This is a genomic window from Flavobacterium psychrotrophum, assembly GCF_003403075.1.
In the GTDB taxonomy this organism is placed as follows: Bacteria; Bacteroidota; Bacteroidia; order Flavobacteriales; family Flavobacteriaceae; genus Flavobacterium; species Flavobacterium psychrotrophum.
In genome coordinates this window covers 2,255,929-2,273,740 of the sequence record NZ_CP031557.1, presented here as the reverse complement: position 1 = coordinate 2,273,740, position 17,812 = coordinate 2,255,929, and the positions used below count along the sequence as shown (strand labels likewise).

General features: G+C 38.7%; 11 protein-coding genes. 7 read left to right on the top strand and 4 right to left on the bottom strand.

Translation table 11 applies throughout. The annotated features are described in order from the left end of the window. The first annotated feature begins 10 nt into the window (after positions 1-10). Complete coding sequence (locus DYH63_RS09930; RefSeq protein ID WP_116788655.1) at positions 11-1,216, top strand: glycosyltransferase; 1,206 nt, start codon at positions 11-13, stop codon at positions 1,214-1,216. Here the strand turns inward: DYH63_RS09930 and DYH63_RS09925 are convergent. From DYH63_RS09925 to DYH63_RS09915, 3 genes are read right to left on the bottom strand one after another with little or no spacing between them, the layout of a single operon-like run. After that, entirely contained in the window at positions 1,199-2,752 is a 1,554-nt protein-coding gene (locus DYH63_RS09925) for a glycoside hydrolase family 2 TIM barrel-domain containing protein (protein WP_116788654.1), read from the bottom strand. The two genes, DYH63_RS09930 and DYH63_RS09925, sit on opposite strands and share 18 nt — an antisense overlap. Next, the gene (locus DYH63_RS09920; protein WP_116788653.1) at positions 2,736-3,980 is read right to left on the bottom strand and encodes a hypothetical protein; all 1,245 of its coding nucleotides are present in this window, start codon (positions 3,978-3,980) and stop codon (positions 2,736-2,738) included. Before DYH63_RS09920 ends, DYH63_RS09925 begins: the two co-directional genes overlap by 17 nt. Further along, positions 3,981-7,070, bottom strand: coding sequence for a putative glycosyltransferase family protein (locus tag DYH63_RS09915; protein ID WP_116788652.1), 3,090 nt, complete (start codon positions 7,068-7,070; stop codon positions 3,981-3,983). A gap of 179 nt (positions 7,071-7,249) precedes the next feature. Between DYH63_RS09915 and DYH63_RS09910 the strand changes: the two genes are divergently transcribed. The 6 genes from DYH63_RS09910 (at position 7,250) to DYH63_RS09880 (ending at position 16,953) form a co-directional block, all read left to right on the top strand. Further along, positions 7,250-8,431, top strand: coding sequence for a glycosyltransferase (locus tag DYH63_RS09910; RefSeq protein WP_116788651.1), 1,182 nt, complete (start codon positions 7,250-7,252; stop codon positions 8,429-8,431). A gap of 206 nt (positions 8,432-8,637) precedes the next feature. Next, a complete protein-coding gene (locus tag DYH63_RS09905; RefSeq protein WP_116788650.1) occupies positions 8,638-12,975 on the top strand; it encodes a PAS domain S-box protein in 4,338 nt (1,445 codons plus the stop codon). Between the two features lie 413 nt (positions 12,976-13,388). Beyond that, positions 13,389-13,652 (top strand): helix-turn-helix domain-containing protein, encoded by a 264-nt coding sequence (locus DYH63_RS09895; protein ID WP_162926984.1) that lies wholly within the window; start codon positions 13,389-13,391, stop codon positions 13,650-13,652. A gap of 209 nt (positions 13,653-13,861) precedes the next feature. Continuing rightward, positions 13,862-15,295, top strand: coding sequence for an IS21 family transposase (gene istA, locus DYH63_RS09890; RefSeq protein ID WP_205528256.1), 1,434 nt, complete (start codon positions 13,862-13,864; stop codon positions 15,293-15,295). 102 nt (positions 15,296-15,397) lie between these two features. Further along, the gene (gene istB / locus DYH63_RS09885; protein ID WP_116787229.1) at positions 15,398-16,144 is read left to right on the top strand and encodes an IS21-like element helper ATPase IstB; all 747 of its coding nucleotides are present in this window, start codon (positions 15,398-15,400) and stop codon (positions 16,142-16,144) included. A 323-nt stretch (positions 16,145-16,467) separates the two neighbouring features. Then, entirely contained in the window at positions 16,468-16,953 is a 486-nt protein-coding gene (locus DYH63_RS09880) for a GNAT family N-acetyltransferase (RefSeq protein WP_116788648.1), read from the top strand. Here DYH63_RS09880 and DYH63_RS09875 read toward each other — a convergent pair. Further along, entirely contained in the window at positions 16,916-17,773 is an 858-nt protein-coding gene (locus DYH63_RS09875) for a LysR family transcriptional regulator (RefSeq protein WP_116788647.1), read from the bottom strand. The two genes, DYH63_RS09880 and DYH63_RS09875, sit on opposite strands and share 38 nt — an antisense overlap. Positions 17,774-17,812 lie beyond the last annotated feature (39 nt).

Here is a 17,812-nt window from a genome sequence, read left to right as displayed (position 1 = left end):
AATATAGATCATGAAAATAGCAGTTGTTACCTCGTTCCCACCTAGTAAAGTAACCCTTAATGAATATGGTTACCATTTGGTTAAAAATTTTGTAAATAAAGAGGAAGTTACAGAACTTGTTCTGCTTACTGATAAAACTAAGCAGCCAAAACAACTGGACTTTGAAAATGCAGACAAGGTTATAGTTAAAGAATGTTGGTCTTTTAATAACTGCGCAAACCTGTTTACAGTAATGAAAGAGATACTAAAAGAAAAACCAGATGCAGTATTGTTTAACCTGCAGTTTGTAAAATTTGGCGATAAGAAAATACCTGCAGCCCTAGGTCTTATGTTGCCAATGCTTACCCGCATAACAGGCATTAAAAACATTACATTGCTACATAACATTATGGAAACTGTAGACCTGGAGCAGGCCGGTTTTAGTAAAAGCAAGATTATGAGTAAAGTGTATAATGCTATAGGCACTAGCCTTACAAGATGCTTACTAGCTTCTAATCTTGCTGCTGTGACGATAAACAAATATATGGAAATAATTAAAAATAAGTACCATGCTAATAATGTTATACTTATGCCTCATGGCAGTTTTGAAAAGGCTAAATCGCCCAACTTTAGTTTACCGGCCGGACCAAAAAAAATAATGGCTTTTGGCAAATTTGGTACCTACAAAAAAGTAGAAACAATGATAGAAGCAGCCGAAATGCTGCGTGCTAAAGGTATGAATGATATAGAAGTGGTAATAGCGGGTACCGATAGCCCCAACACACCCGGATATCTTGAAAGCGTAAAACAGAAATACAGCCATATTCCCGGACTGGTTTTTACCGGTTATGTTGAAGAGAATGAAGTAGAACGGATATTTACCGAAAGTGCCGTAGTAGTATTTCCTTATACAAGTACTACAGGCAGCAGCGGTGTATTACACCAGGCGGGAAGCTATGGCAAAGCTGTGGTAATGCCTAACCTAGGAGATCTTGCCCATTTGGTAGAAGATGAAGGATACCGTGGTGAGTTTTTTACACCAGGAGATGCATTATCTATGGCACAGGCTATGGAAAATATTCTTACAAACGACGGTTACCGAAGGAGTATAGCAATGGCAAATTATAATGCTGCCGAAGCACTTAGTATGGAAAAAATAACAGATATGTATATAGCACATTTTAATGAGCTACGCGGCAAAAAGATTAATGAACAAGCACTACTTGGAAATATGTAAAAAAGAAGGTTTCTTTTTACCTTCTACATCTATAAAGCCAAACTCCTTTTGCTTGTTTTTTACCCAGGGCTTTTTACCTACAACGGCATCAGGTACAGAAGGAAAATCATATAAGGTCCACGAAGCAAATGCAAGTTGTTTTTCTTTAAAAATGGCTTGCATTTTTTTATGATATTCAGCCTGGTCATCTTTATCATCGCCAAACCAGTTCCAGAAACCATTGTAAGATGACTGCCCAAACTCTTCTACCAACAGTGGGTTTTTAACCTCGGCATCCAGCTTGTCATTTTTAGCGGCAAAATAATCTATATTTTGGTAATAATGGTACGATACTATGTCTACCTGCGGTGCTAGCAATACAGCGCTATCAGGATTAGACCAGCCTATGGTAACAAGGTGGTTTGGATCCCATTGCTTGATGTAAGGCAGGATATTTTGCAGCCACGCAATTACATTTTCTTCCCCGCGGGAATTAAAGTCGAGATCAGGCTCGTTTTTTATATCCCATGCCAATAATGCCGAATGATCTTTTAAAGCTGTAATAATTTTTTCGGCGTGCCGGTGGGTAAGCGTCCAGCTCTCAAGGCTGTAATCGCCGTAAAAGTCAAAAAGTGTAACTATTACCGCGAGTTTTTTTTCATCAGCAATATTCATTACTTTTTCGAGCTTGTTTTGTTTAACTGTATCTATCTGAGCCTTACCAAAATCTTCATAAGGCACAAAAATACGCACTGTGTTAAGTCCCGAGCCTTTTATTATATCAAAATCAGCCGCAATGGTATCAGTATTAAAATTATCGCCATATAAATCCCAAGGCGAATTTTTAGGGTAGTAGTTTATGCCTTTTATAGTAAATTCTTTACCTTCTTTAAGTACTTTTTTACCCTTAACGGTATACACAGGTAATAAAGGCAAAGTTGCTTTTAAAAGAGGTTCTTTATCCATACGCTTAAGATGCCGAATGCGCCAAAAACCATCTTCCAGCAGCATCATTACTTTATATGTAGCGGTATCTTTAGTTTGGGCTATGCGATTTTTATCCTTAAAAATGTGTTGATATTCTATCACGTTTTTATCTGTAAACACTACAAGCTGCCCATCTGCGCTATAAAAATCCAAAACAGGATGATGTTCCAGGGTTGTGCTTTCTACAGTAACCTTATTTTTTTTATTGTAATTTACAATGCGGTAAAGGTCTACTCGTGTGCTATCAGTATAAAAATCTTCAATACCTTCTTTTACATTATTTTTAAGGGCATTGTTTTTTATATGCCAGGCAAACAGGTAGTCTTTTTCAATTTCTCCCAGGGTTTGTTGCTCCATAGGACGACCTGGATTTTTAAGACTGCCCCATATTACCTTAGGCAGGTAGGTAGTTACTGTTTCTTTTTCCAGGTGCAGCATTCCGGTGCGGTCTGCACCGGAATTAAAATAGCCTAAAATTTTGCTAAGAGCAAAAAGCACTAAAAGATTACCCGCTATAAATGTAGATATTAAGGCTATGCGGTATATATTTTTGTTATTTATTTTTGACATCTGTAGTGAGTTGGGTTTTCAGGCGGTTGCCTAATATGCTTATTGTAAGCTCATATTGTTTTTCAGGATATTCTTCTTTTGGCAGTTTAAACGATACAAAGCCTTTGCGGGTATATTCCTCAAGGGTTGCTACGGCTTTATTTTTATATAAAAGTAAGATCTTTACGGTAGTACCGTCTGGTGCGTGTTGCCCCATAAAGCTATTGATTGGCCCTACGGTAAGTGTTTGTGCTTTTTCATTATACGAATGCTTAATCGCCACTTTAACGGGCATATATGATATCTGTATTTCGGGACTTTCACCCATGCCGTTTACAAAAGCTTTTACCCGAAATATATCCCAATGCTCGGGCGCAGGTATTTTACCTTCGGCAACGCCGTTTATGGTTGTGCCAAAGGTTTTTAACGTAGCTCCCTGGTTATTGTGCACAACAAACACTACGGTTGTACCATCTGACACTACATTGCCAAATTTATCACGCATTTCTGATGTGGCCAGTACCGTAAGCTGGTTACCATCGGCAAACCTGTGGTTGCGATAGTAGCCAATTTTAAAATCTACCGGTAGGTTAGGGTACACATCGGTTTCTGTTTCTTTGCTTTCTTCTCCGCCACACTCTATTGATGTAATCAGCTTACCCGATTTCTCAGGAGAAAACAATCGCTTCCAGGCAATAAAATCTTTTACCGGATAAGTTACAAAATTTATGTTATCTAAAAACTGGCTTTTAATAATAACCGGTGTTCCCTCAGGTTTTGGGTTGTCAAACTTATCGGTAGGGGCGGCTACCATCATGGTATAGTGGCGGTCTCCGGTAAGCATGCTGCGTGGGCCCAGGTAATTTTCTACATGGGTAACACTGCTCTCTGGCACTATAGTAAAAAAGCCCTGCTTTATAATGTTTTCATCGCCCACAAGTTCCCAGTGCACCAGCCCCGTTTTGCGTGAAAAGAAATCAGGAACGTTATAAACCATGCTATTGTCTGCTACTTTTACAGCAGAAACAATGATGGTTCCGTAGGACGATTTTAAAATTAGGGTAGGTGCATACGTGGCATCACAATTGCAATTTATTGCGAATGTAATTTGGTCGCCCGCCGTATATATTTTTCCTGAAGGAGGTACAGTGCTTACTGTACTTTGCTGCTTTTGTGTAAGGGCAGCAAAAGAGAAGAGAAAAAGCGTGCAGGCAGCAATGGCAAGTATGTAGTGTTTTTTATTAAGCATTTATTGTATGTTGCCTACAAAGTTATTTATCTCTACTTTAATATAGCTAAAGCCCCTTCCATCTATTTTTTGCAGGCCTTCTTTTTCATGTGCTACATTGCGGTTGGGCACTGTTGCAGCAGCCATATCGGCATTGGGTATGCCATTTACAAAGCAATGCTGCAAATCTGACTTTACAAGCTGAAGCTTTGTAAGGTTTGCAAACTGATATTTAAAACGTTGTTTGCGCTGTATCCGTACACCTTCACGTATAAAAAAATGATCTACATATATAAGTTCTTTTTTACTGTTGTAGTAGGTAACTAAAAGCTCTGGCACGGTTACTTCCTGCAGGCCAAAATCAAACAGTGTGCCGCTTATTTGTTCGTTTGTAAAATGTAAATCGCTTAACGATACATCGTTATATAAATCTTTAATAGCCACATTTCCGGCGCTTTGCACGTCAAAATTTACAGGCATCCCGTTAATATCTGCCGGCGTAAACTCATTCGGGTTAAAAGTTTCAGGCTTTGCTGTTTTTTTATCAAGCCAGGCTATTCCTTCGAAATCGACCCGATATGAGGTAACTTCTTTTGGCATTAATTTATGCTTTATTACATATTTGGCATTAAAAGATGCCAGTTTTTGGTTTGCCTTGTCGTATAAAGTAGATTTAAGCACAACGTCTGCCGGTACATTATCTATATTTTGCAATTCGCCAATGATTATATAAGAGTTGTCCAGTTTAATAAGTTTTGCCGAAAGGATTTCCAGTTCCGGCTGCTTCAGCACATCGTCATGGTAGGTTTGCTGTGTGGTAATGCGGCGCCTGCCATGTTTATAAAAGCCGGTAATATTATCCGAAAAAAACTGGTCTGGCGGTATATCCGGGTCTTTTTCATCGGGTACTATCCACCATTTTCCTTTTCTTTTAACTACCTCATGCACATACTCTTTACTGATAATTTCAAGCGGCGTTATCCATTTGGTAACAGCTTTTAGCTTTACACTGTTTTCGGTTTGCTCAAGTATTTTAGTTTCTATCGCATCCAGTTTCCCATAAGAGTTTAATATACCGTCGGACACCGACATCTCAAGCATAAACTGAGATACAGTGTAAGTGCTATCAGGCACAATATAGGAATGTGCACGTTCAAACTCTTTAAAATCGAGCGCGTCATAGTATGATTGTACAACATTTTGCGCACTTATTTGTGCTTTATTTTCTACATACGCTTTGTAAAGCGCAAATGTTATCGCTAAAAACAATATGGCAGTCCATATCTTAATAGTAGGAATAAGCCGTTTATAGTAGCCGTTGTAAGGCAACACATAATTAAAAAATGTGGGTGTTGGTAGTAGTCGTATTTTAAGAGCCTGCACCCATATCATTTGTATATTTAGTATAAAGGCAATAATAACGGTAAGTATTGGTATAATGCCCCACATAAGTTTTAAATATACAGGCACGTCTTCTATAGGCAACACTTTAGGCAGTGGCTGCACATTAAGTTTTTCCCAAACCATAATACCATTTTCCAGTTGCGTAAGGCGGTGCCAACCGCAAAAGTACAGTATGGGGTCATAAAATTTATCATTGCTAAACACGTATTTAAGGTTATACTTTTCAGGCACGGTTAAGAACTGCTGTAACGAGCCTATACCTTCAAGCCCCCTGAACTTTGAGTTCTCTAAGCGTTCTACCGCACGGCTGGTAAGTTCAGGTAGCCTGCGTGCACTGTGGTAGTTGCCGTCTACCGTCATGGCACGGGTTTGGGTAGAAAGATAAGCCATCTGGTCGCCAAAGCCAAGTGGTAAAAAACGCCACTTATCATGCTGATCCTGGTTAAGAAAGTTAACTATGGGCAACATATTTATTTTTTGTGGCTGAAACGGCCTGAAATAGCTTAGCGTTACTGTAAACAGTGCCATAAACAAAAATGCACCGGCAAAAATGGCCGCTACTACACGATGATATACAGTACCAAAGCGCTCCTGTATGGCCTGCTTGAGGTCGCCCTCGGTAAGGCGATACACAAATTCGCCCACCATCGGTAAGCTTATTATAGACGCCCAAAGAGTAAATCTATCCAGCGTAAGTATATTAAAAGCATTAGAACCCAGTAGTTTTAAAGGTATAGGTGTAGTGCCGCCAGTGCCCAATACAGTGAGCAGTGATAACGACAGCCCAAAGAAAATATAGCGCCTGCTGTAATACCTGTATAAAATATAAGGTAATAAAAACATAGCAATGCCCCATGGTATTACAAAAAACATCAGGCCTGAAGAGGCTACCTCTAAAAAGTTATCTCGGCTACCGTGTGGTATGGGGACCTGCGTAATAGGGTTTTTTTTAGAATTTATCCAATACGGAAAAATACAAAGCACTATTAGTACGCCAGAACCTCCTCCAAAAAGAATGATCCGCTTAAGCTGCTTCCATAATGTTTTTATAAACAGGGGCAGTTTAATTTCTTTATAAGAGATAACCTGGTCGCGGGCATTATCCATAACCGCCATACCAATAAGTGGGAATATAAAAAACACCATGCCAAATATAGGGGTAACGTGGTGCGATGTTACCGTAACAGCTATAAGCGAGAGCGATGTAAAAAGATAATGCTTGCGCCCGGTGCGCAGCCAGAGGTATATTTCGGGCATGGCATGCATAAGTACCGATATGCCTATAATACTGGGTAATTGCCCAAAAATGTGCAGGGTTTCTACAAAAGATGACGAAAATACAGCAATAAGAGATGCATAGCCCGCTACCTTTCTGCTACCCGTCATGACGAGCGTAAACCGGAAAACCCCGGTAATAAAAAGAATAATTCCTATAATGGCTGCGGTAAAAAGCCCAAATTTCAATCCGCCCACTAAGGATAAAATACCAATAGCTTGGTGTATAAGCGGCGGATATCCCATAACGGTAAAGCCCGTGTACCAGCTATAATTCCACGGTTCAAACCAACTGTGTGCATAATGATTTGCAAAAAACAAATGAATAAGAGCATCGTAGGTATTCTCGATGGTAAAGAAGATTAATGCTCCATGAAAAGCCAAACCTATTAAAAGTGCGGCTATTAAATATTTGTTAGTAGTTTCCTTCACAAACGTTTAGCTATTGTTATGTAAAGATAAAAAAATTAAGGAGCTTATATTAATTAATATGTCTCTAGAACTTTGCTATTCGTCGAATGAAAACAGTACGTTGGTCTAAAAAACAACATAACTCTTTTATTATCAGAATATATTTGTCATGCAATCTAAAACTAAAAAATAATAGTATCATGAAAATTTTAATTGTTGATGACCAGGAATTAGTACTGCTTTCATTAGAAAAAGCTTTAACAGATTTAGGATATGACGTAGCAAGGGCAGAAAATGTAATTACTGCCATAGAGGTTTTTGATTTTTTTGAACCGGATCTTATAATTGCTGATATGAATATGCCTACAGCTCCCGAAGGAGAAGTTATTTATGAGCCTATTACTTTTGCTGAAAAAGCTCCAGGCTTAGATTTAATATTCTATTTAAGAAATACACGAAGGGATAGTACTCCAATCATGGTACTATCAGGTAATCTTGACGAAGAGATAATTGAGAGAGGCTTTGAGCTTGGCGCAAACGATTACATGAAAAAACCGTTAAGCATTAATGAAATTGGTATTCGTGTCAGAAAGCTTATTGGAGGTACAAGTCCGGCTAAAAAAATTGAATGTAAAAATCAGTTTATTCAAACCACATGTGTCGGTATTGTTATTCCTTGTTATAATGAAGAATCGCGCTTGCTTAGTGAAGAATTTAAAAGCTTTGTACATACTAATCTTGGCTATCATCTTTGTTTCGTTAACGATGGAAGTAAAGATAATACACTTGGTGTATTACAGGAACTTCGTAAAGGAAATGAAGAGCATATAAGTATATACAATTGTGAAAGAAATGGAGGTAAAGCTGAGGCCGTTAGGCTTGGGATGCTGCATTTGGCAAAACAGGCACAATTTGATTATATAGGTTTTTTAGATGCCGACCTATCCACAAATTTTGATGATTTTACAGACCTTGTTACAACGATATCGCATTCAAATTATAAAATAGTGAGTGGTTCGCGCATTGCACGTATGGGGGCTAATATTGCTAAAGATGGTGCACGAAAAATTATTAGCAAAGGCATTAATCTATATATTAGAAAAACATTGGGTATGGAATTTAGAGACACACAATGCGGTGCTAAAATTATGACAAAGGATGTGGTGATGCAAACATTCCAGAAAAAATTTATTACAAGGTGGCTGTTTGACGTAGAGATATTTATGAGAATGAAAAAACTATACGGTAATAGGGAAGCCCAGGCCATGCTTTGTGAAAAACCTTTAAACCGTTGGGTACATGTAGACGGGTCTAAACTTTCATTTAAAGATTCATTTAAAATTTTAGGACAAATAGGACAGATAGCTTTACACTATAAATAATTTGTACAATATAAACAGAACCTGTAACAGTTGCCACATAATTTTTTTTAATTTTAAATATGTTTTTTAAGGACTGATTTATTGTTATAAAAGGATTAAGAATTGAGTAATTGAAAGAAGAAAGATTTACTAAGAAATATGTTGAAAGTGTTTTTTTGTCGTTTAAATAATTTATATTTATATAAACTACTTAAAACATATTTTTGATGGAACAATATCCCAAACCTGATAACGAGCAAATGAGAATCTGGGTTTTAAAAAATTATGAAATCCTTGATACTTTACAAGATGACGAGTTCGACAGGTTCACGGAGATGGCTTCCCTAATTTGTGATGTACCGATTGCTCTAATTTCTTTAATCGATGAAAACCGTCAGTGGTTTAAATCAAAAGTCGGTTTAAATGTAGACCAGACTAGCAGGGAACTGTCTTTTTGTCAATATGCAATACTACAAGATGGAATTTTTGAAGTTGAGGATGCAACTAAAGATAAGCGTTTTAAGGATAATATACTTGTAACAGAAGACCCAAACATATCTTTCTATGCCGGGCAACCAATTATAGACTCCGATGGCTTTGCTTTGGGAACTTTATGCGTTATTGATCGCATTCCGAGGGTGCTGAACGAAAATCAAAAGAAAGCCTTGCTATTACTCTCCCAGCAAATCATGGTCTTAATATCTGAAAGAAGAGTAAAAGATGAAATGAAAAGTTTTAAAGATTTATTTAACCTTTCTTACGATCTTATTTGTGTTGCAGGTACCGATGGTTTTTTTAAAAAAGTAAACCCCGCTTTTAAAAAAGCACTTGGATGGGAGGATAAGATATTATTAAAAAGCTCTTTTTTTGAATTTATTCACCCTGAAGATGTTGAAATAACTGAAAATGAAATTAAAAAACTTTCAAACGGCTTTAAAACAATAAATTTTACACACCGTTTTAAAACCGTTGCCGGTAGTTATAAAACATTACAATGGGTAGCTACGCCAGAGCCAAAAACGGGCAATATATTTGCTATAGCAAGAGATATTACAAAAGAAAAAGCTAATGAATTAGAATTACTGGCAAGTGAAGAAAGGTCTCGTATATTTTTTGAAAACTCGCAGGGGCTTATGTGTACCCATGATCTTTTGGGTAAATTTACATCGGTAAACGAAGCAGGGGCGGCAAACTTGGGATACACTAAAGATGAAATGCTGCAACTCAGCCTTTATAATATTGTACCACAGTCACGCCATCAGCTTGTTAAAGAATATTTAAACAAAATTAAGATTGATGGTTTTGCACGAGGACAAATGCTTACCTGTTGTAAAGACGGGAATTTTGTAATTTGGCTGTATAATAATGTACTTGAGAAAGGCGTTGAGGGCAAAGATTACATAATAGGCAATGCAGTTGATATTACTGAACGTATAAAGCTTGAAGAGGATTTAAGGAAGACCAAAGAAACGCTGGAGCAAACAAACAACGTTGCGCGTGTAGGTGGCTGGGAGATGGATGTGCAAAAACAGAAAATTTCATGGACAAAAGTTACCAAAGAAATTCACGGGGTATCGGAAGATTACCAGCCAATATTAAAAACATCAATAGATTTCTATAAAGAAGGAGACAGTAGGAATATGATTGCCAAAGCGGTAAGTATTGCTGTTCAGACTGGTCAATCGTGGGACTTAGAGTTGCAAATCATTAATTTGCAAGGAGAAGAAATATGGGTGAGGGCATTAGGAAGTGCTGAGTTTGAAAATGGGGTGTGTAAACGATTGTATGGCACTTTTCAGGATATCAACAAGGCAAAGCTTTCCAGCATTGCATTACAAAGTTCTCAAAAATTATTTAACGATGTTTTACAGGCTGCATCTGAGGTAAGTGTTATAGCTACAGATATTAATGGGCTAATTACCGTATTTAACTCAGGAGCAGAGAAATTACTGGGCTACACCGAAAGCGAAGTTATAGGTAAACATACCCCGGCTATTATTCATTGCCCCAAAGAGGTGCAGGAAAGGAGTAAAGAACTAAGCATGGAATTTGGTTTTCCTATAGAAGGGTTTAGCGTATTTGTACAAATACCGGAAAAAGTTGGCTCTGAACAAAGGCAATGGACTTATGTAAAAAAAGACGGATCAAGAAAAATAGTCTCGCTTGTGGTAACTGCCATACGGGATGTTGATTATAACACAATTGGTTACCTTGGTATCGCAAATGATATAACACAACGTACAATTATAGAAAAAGCTTTAACGGTTGAGAAAGCACGACTATCTGCATTTGTAGAGCATACTCCCGCATCTGTTGCAATGCTTGATACAGATATGCGATACATTGCAGTAAGTAACCGATGGATTGAGGATTATAGCCTGCAAGGGCATGATATCATAGGAGCATCATACTATGAGATATTTAAGGATATAGACGATGAGAGCAAAAAACTTCATCAGCGTGTAATGGCTGGGACAGTAGAGAGAAAAGACGAGGACACTTATAACGCACCCGGAGATAACGAAACTCAATACATAACATGGGAAATGAGACCGTGGTATTCTTCCGCTGAGAAAGTTGGTGGGATAATGATTTTTACGCAAAACATAACACAAATTATACGGCAGCGCGAAGAACTTAAAGTCGCGAAGTTAAACGCAGAGATGGCGAATATTGCAAAGTCTGAATTCTTGGCTAATATGAGCCACGAAATACGCACACCATTAAATGGTGTGATTGGCTTTACAGATCTTGTTTTAAAGACAAAACTTGACCAAACGCAATACCAGTATCTGTCAATAGTTAACCAGTCTGCAAATGCTTTATTGAGTATTATAAATGACATTCTCGACTTTTCTAAAATTGAAGCCGGAAAGCTTGAGCTAGATTATGAGAAATGCGACCTTTATGACATAGCGGGGCAGGCAGCCGATATAATTGCTTACCAGGTGCAAACTAAAAAACTGGAAATGTTGCTAAACATTTCTCCTGACCTGCCCAGATTTATTTATGCCGACTCTATACGGCTTAAACAAATACTGGTTAATTTATTAGGCAACGCATCTAAATTTACTGAAAAGGGAGAAATTGAGCTTAAAATTGAACCAATATCAGAGAACATTGGTGAAACAACCTTGCGCTTTGCTGTTAGAGACACAGGGATAGGTATAAAGCCAGAAAAACAAATTAAAATATTCGAGGCTTTTGCACAAGAGGATAGCTCTACTACAAAAAAGTATGGTGGAACAGGGCTTGGTTTAAACATTTCGAATAAATTGTTGGCGTTAATGAATAGTTATTTGCAATTGGACAGCACCCCAAACGCAGGGAGCATATTCTATTTTGATGTTACTTTTAAATCAGAAAATGGTGATCCAATTAATTGGGAAGGTATAGAAAAAATAAAGCATGCGTTAATTGTTGATGATAATGAAAATAACCGCCATATACTGTCTCAAATGTTATTGCTCTATAATATTAATTCTACAGAGGCGGCTAATGGCTTTGAGGCCTTGCAATTACTATCTGAAAGTGATGTATACGATGTAATATTCATGGATTATCATATGCCCTTTATGGATGGTGTAGAGACAATAGAAAAAATAAGAAACACATTTTCGTCGGATAAACTTTCAATAATTTTGCTTCATAGTTCATCTGACGATTCCAAAATCATTGATGCATGCGAACGCTTAGATGTTAAAAACCGTATTTTAAAGCCTATAAAACTCCAGGAAATATATAATGCTTTGTCACATCTCAGTCGTAAGGGTTCTGTAAACTCACAGGAACAAGTAAAAAGTACATCAACTGATAACTTTACAATTTTAGTTGCCGAAGACAATCCCGTAAACATGATGCTCGTTCGTTCTATTATTAAAAAAATAGCCACTAACGCTATAGTGATAGAAGCTGTAAACGGAATAGAAGCCGTAAAGTTTTATGCAGGTAAAACTCCCGATCTTATTTTCATGGACGTGCAAATGCCCGAAATGGACGGTTTTGAAGCAACAAAAGCAATTAGGGATATAAATAAAGAGTTACATGTACCCATCGTTGCATTAACCGCAGGTAATGTAAAAGGAGAAAAAGAAAAATGTATTGCTGCAGGCATGGATGATTTTGTTGTTAAGCCAATTAAAGAGGAGAATATTGATTTTATTTTTAACAAATGGATATCCAAAAACGACAACTCTGAAAGTGTAAATACCTCTGAGCCATTTAATGAACCTATGCATTTTAATCCCTATAACTTTGAAGGATATTTTGGCGATGATAAGGATATATTAGAAAAGGCGCTTACCACAGTAAAAAATGAATTATTAGAGTCTATTTCAAAATTAGAAATCTACATTAAAGATCAATCTCTAACTGAGATAAAAAAGCTTGGCCATAAATTATTTGGTATGGCAATATCATCCGGTTTAGAAATTTTTTCGTTGTATGCCAGTAGATTAGAACATTTAGAATGTTTCATAGAGCCTGATCTTGAGGATTTATTCGATAAAATTAAATCCGAAACAAATGCTATTATAGATGAAATATATACAATTTACAAATTGTAAAAATCGATGAACTATAGATAAAAATAATTAAAACTGCAGTGCATTTTGCTTGTAAGAAGCCTAAAAATCAATGACAATTTTAAGGCTTCTTACTCAGATAGTTAAATCTAGTGAAGTTCTAATTTTTTATAAGCTTTTCCAAATAAGCTACCTTATCTTTCTCTGCCTGTACTAAACGTTCATATAGTGGACAAACCAGTGTAAACTGACCCCTCTTGACCGATTCAAAAAGACCTCTTTCGTCGGCTGAAAATGACCCCTTTCCGCCAGAGCAAATTGACCCCTGTGGCCAATTGAAAATGACCCCTCAAAAGAGTTTAAAAAAGTAGCCCGTTGTCGGCTTTGGAACAAGGTTTAGTTTAGCGTTTTGATAAACCTAAACCTGCGTAAGAATGTCCAATAAGCCGATAAAAATGAATAAATTAAGACAGATCATCCGCCTGTATTGCCAGGGGACGGGGATCAAAACAATCCACGGGATGGTGGGCACCTCCCGCAACACAATCAAGAAATATGTCCGCATCTGGAACGGTCTGGATATAGATTTTGAGGCCTTTAGCGCCAAAAGCGACAGCGAACTCTCTATCATTTTTACTACTCCTGTTGCCAAAATCCATAGCAGCCCACGTATGCAGGAGTTAGAGCCATTACTGCCTGAGCTGGACAAACCAGTGTAAACTGACCCCTCTTGACCGATTCAAAAAGACCCCTTTCGCCGGCTGAAAATGACCCCTTTCCGCCAGAGCAAATTGACCCCTGTGGCCAATTGAAAATGCCCCCTCAAAAGAGTTTAAAAAAGTAGCCCGTTGTCGGCTTTGGAACAAGGTTTAGTTTAGCGTTTTGATAAACCTAAACCTGCGTAAGAATGTCCAATAAGCCGATAAAAATGAATAAATTAAGACAGATCATCCGCCTGTATTGCCAGGGGACGGGGATCAAAACAATCCACGGGATGGTGGGCACCTCCCGCAACACAATCAAGAAATATGTCCGCATCTGGAACGGTCTGGATATAGATTTTGAGGCCTTTAGCGCCAAAAGCGACAGCGAACTCTCTATCATTTTTACTACTCCTGTTGCCAAAATCCATAGCAGCCCACGTATGCAGGAGTTAGAGCCATTACTGCCTGAGCTATGTAAAAGGCTTAAAAAGAAAGGTATGACCAGGGAACTGCTCTATAAGGAATACCTTGAGAGATATCCAGATGGTTATAGCCGTTCCAGTTTTAATAATGCCATCCATACTTACCTGCAACTCGCCCGGCCAGTCATGCATGTGGAGCACAAGGCGGGCGATAAGATGTATATTGATTTTGCTGGCAGCAAGCTGAAGGTTGGCCAGGGTGAGGCTGCACGCGATGTAGAGGTTTTTGTTGCCATACTGGGCTGTAGCCAGCTTACCTACGTGGAAGCCGTGGATAGCCAGCGTAAAGAAGACCTGATCCTTGCCTGCCAAAATGCGTTGCGTTACTTTGGTGGTGTGCCAAAGGCCATCGTGCCGGACAACCTTCGTTCGGCAGTAACACGGGGCAGCAAATATGAAGCAGTGCTTAATGATGAATTTGCTGCTTTTGCTGAACACTACGGCGTTACTATAGTGCCTGCACGTGTTTATAAACCCCGTGACAAGTCTTTAGTAGAAGGTGCAGTAAAACTAATCTACCGCAGCATTTACACCCGTCTGGAAGGTCATAGCTTCGATACTCTTGTATCCCTTAACGAATCAATACTCCCAGCACTTGAAATGCATAATAACAAGCCTTTCTCCGGGCGCAGCTACTCCCGTAGGGAACAGTTCGAGGAGATAGAGCGCGAAGCCTTATCTGCTTTAAACCCTATTGATTATCAGGTTCACAAGCAGGTAATGGTTACCGTTATGAAAAACGGCTACATACGTCTGGGGGAAGACATACATTACTACAGCGTACCTTATACCTACATCGGCAAAAAGGTAAAGATACTTTACACAACGGCATTGGTAAAGGTTTATTATCAGTATACCATGATTGCCTGCCATGAGCGAATAAGGAGCAAATACCACTACACAACCAATGAAGACCACCTTGCCTCACAACACCGCTTCCTTACCGAATGGAGCCCCGAGAAGTTTATACAGCAGGCACAGGCCATACACGAGGATGTAGCTCTTTATATAAGCAAAGTACTGGAACTTAAACCCTATCCCGAGCAGGCTTATAAATCCTGTTCGGGTATCTTAAGCTTTTCAAGACGTGTAGGCGCCGAAAGGCTTACCAATGCCTGCCGTTGGGCAATGAACCTTAGCCAGTACAATTACGGAGATACTGCGCAAGCGCCTTGACCAGCTTCAGGCTGAAGAAGAGTTAACAGAAATACCCCCGCACAATAACATCCGTGGAAGAGAATATTACCAATAATCATTACTATTAAAATAATAAAGACCATGAATAATGAAACGTTAGACAAGATGCGCCAGTTGCGCTTATATGGCATGTATGATGCCTTTAAAACCAATCTGGAAACTTCCCTAAAAGAATCGCTTACACCAGACCAGTTCATAGCTTTTTTAATAGCCAGCGAATGGGATGACCGACGTAACCGAAATATAGAACGGGCCATTAAGGCAGCGGGCTTCCGTTACAAAGCTTCGTTGGAAGAGGTAGATTATGCTATTGACCGGGGTCTGGATAAAAACCAGTTCCACAGGCTTGCAGGCCTTGACTTTATAAAAGAACATAAGGATATATTTATTACCGGATCTACCGGTACAGGCAAAAGCTACCTCGCAACAGCACTGGGCTACCAGGCTTGCCAAAACAGCTTTAAAGTAATGTACGTCAACACCGCTAAATTTATGGGGCAGCTTAAACTAGCCAAGGCAAAAGGCACCTTACTGGCTGAACTTAAGCGTATAGAACGTGTAGACCTGCTGATACTCGACGACTTTGGACTGCAACCCTTCGACCCCCAGTCAAGGCTTATACTGCTTGATATTATAGAAGACCGCCACCAGAAACGCTCTACGATGCTTACTTCCCAAATACCGGTAAAGCAATGGTATGATATAATCGGTGAGAAAACCATAGCTGACGCAGTACTTGACCGTATTGTTCATCACTATTTAAGGCTGGAACTCTATGGTGAATCTTTAAGGAGAAGAAAATCTAAATCAGATAATGTATTTTTGTAAAAATATTAGTGAATAACCAGGACTAAAAACTACCGTTTTTAAAGCCTGCAACGAACTACAACTTTTACTCTTTTTTGTCAACAACTCTAAGGGGTCAATTTGCTCTGGCGAGAGGGGGTCAATTTAATTGGTATATCCAGTTTGTGAAATTAATTAAAACCGTAAATAGGACTAACATGATAATATTGACACAATTGAATTTCTCAATAGTGATAACGTGCTTGAAAATTTAATTAATGCAAAAAACAAATCAGATTATAATAAAATAGCATTTTTTGTCATTATTGCATGTTTTAATTTTGTCCTGAATTAAGATATCTATTATGAACATTGAATATATCGTTAAGCCATTTGATGGACTTACTATTAAAGAGTTGTACAAAATTCTCCGCCTGCGTAGTGAAGTCTTTGTAGTAGAACAAAATTGTCCCTATCAGGATATGGACAATAAAGACCTGAAAGGCTATCACCTGATGTGTTATGCAGATGGAGAGCTTGCAGGTTATACCCGTTTATTACCGCAAGGTATATCGTATCAGGAAGCCTCTATTGGCAGGGTAGTAATTGCGCCTGCTTATCGTGGGCTTAAACTTGGAAAGCAGCTTATGGAAGAATCAATAACTGCCTGTACCAGCCTGTTTCAAAATCCGGCTATGCGCATCAGTGCCCAGGCACATCTACAAGGATTCTATAATTCTCTCGGGTTTGAACCCGTTGGAGAACCTTATGATGAAGACGGCATTCCGCATATAGAAATGCTCCTTAAGCAGGCTACGCCAGTTCCAGTAGATTGTTCAATATCGGGTTAGGGTCATCTTTTCGCCAGTTGATATATAAATCTGTCATAAAAGGCAAAGGGATGAAGCGTATACCGGCAACTTCATGGAGTTGATAGGACTGGGGCAATATTGATATGCCAAGCCCTTTTTTGATCATCGACATGATGGTAGAGCCAAACTCGCACCGTATATAGCTTTCCGGTACTACATTGTAAGATTTGAGCACCTGTGTAACCAGTGTATTATAGCTGCTGTTGTAGTCGCCGGTGGTCAGAAGAAATTTTTGTCCTTCAAGATTTTTTGGGCTAATGTGTTTTAATGCACTAAAAGTATGGTTTTCAGGTACAGCAAGGCAAAGATTTTCGGAGTGAATTTTCCGGCTGCTGATATTTGATGATGGTGTAATATCTCTCGTGAAAGTCAGGTCTATCCTGTAGTTCTTCAGGTAGTCTTCCTGACTCTCATAAGGGAGTTGGAGGAGTTCTAACTGAAGCTTTGGGAAAGCATTTGTGACTTTAGAAACAAAGTCGGGCAAAATAGAGGAAGATATAGAATCCGGGTGGGCAATACGGATAGTTCCTTGCTCTCCCAAGTGTATTTGACGGGCAAGCCTGTGCATTGATTCGAGCTGATTTATCTCTTCACTCCATTTGTCTTGCAGGAATTTCCCCGCCGGGGTGAGTTTAACGCTGCGCTTGTTGCGGTAAAACAACTGTAGCCCCAGCTCGCTTTCTAAAGACTGTATCTGGCGGCTTAGTGCTGACTGGGTGATGTTCATTTTTGCGGCGGTATTCCAAAAGTGAAGTTCCTTAGCCAACGCAAGAAAATATTTTAATTGCTGTATGTCCATTGATGCAATATAAACATTAGTTGAGTGGATTTTTGTGTT

Coding starts and splice junctions, on each gene's coding strand:
- DYH63_RS09880 (WP_116788648.1), top strand. CDS start 16,468: ATGAACATTGAATATATCGTTAAGCCATTTGATGGACTTACTATTAAA.
- DYH63_RS09910 (WP_116788651.1), top strand. CDS start 7,250: ATGAAAATTTTAATTGTTGATGACCAGGAATTAGTACTGCTTTCATTA.
- istA (WP_205528256.1), top strand. CDS start 13,862: ATGAATAAATTAAGACAGATCATCCGCCTGTATTGCCAGGGGACGGGG.
- DYH63_RS09920 (WP_116788653.1), bottom strand. CDS start 3,980: ATGCTTAATAAAAAACACTACATACTTGCCATTGCTGCCTGCACGCTT.
- istB (WP_116787229.1), top strand. CDS start 15,398: ATGAATAATGAAACGTTAGACAAGATGCGCCAGTTGCGCTTATATGGC.
- DYH63_RS09895 (WP_162926984.1), top strand. CDS start 13,389: ATGAATAAATTAAGACAGATCATCCGCCTGTATTGCCAGGGGACGGGG.
- DYH63_RS09925 (WP_116788654.1), bottom strand. CDS start 2,752: ATGTCAAAAATAAATAACAAAAATATATACCGCATAGCCTTAATATCT.
- DYH63_RS09905 (WP_116788650.1), top strand. CDS start 8,638: ATGGAACAATATCCCAAACCTGATAACGAGCAAATGAGAATCTGGGTT.
- DYH63_RS09875 (WP_116788647.1), bottom strand. CDS start 17,773: ATGGACATACAGCAATTAAAATATTTTCTTGCGTTGGCTAAGGAACTT.
- DYH63_RS09930 (WP_116788655.1), top strand. CDS start 11: ATGAAAATAGCAGTTGTTACCTCGTTCCCACCTAGTAAAGTAACCCTT.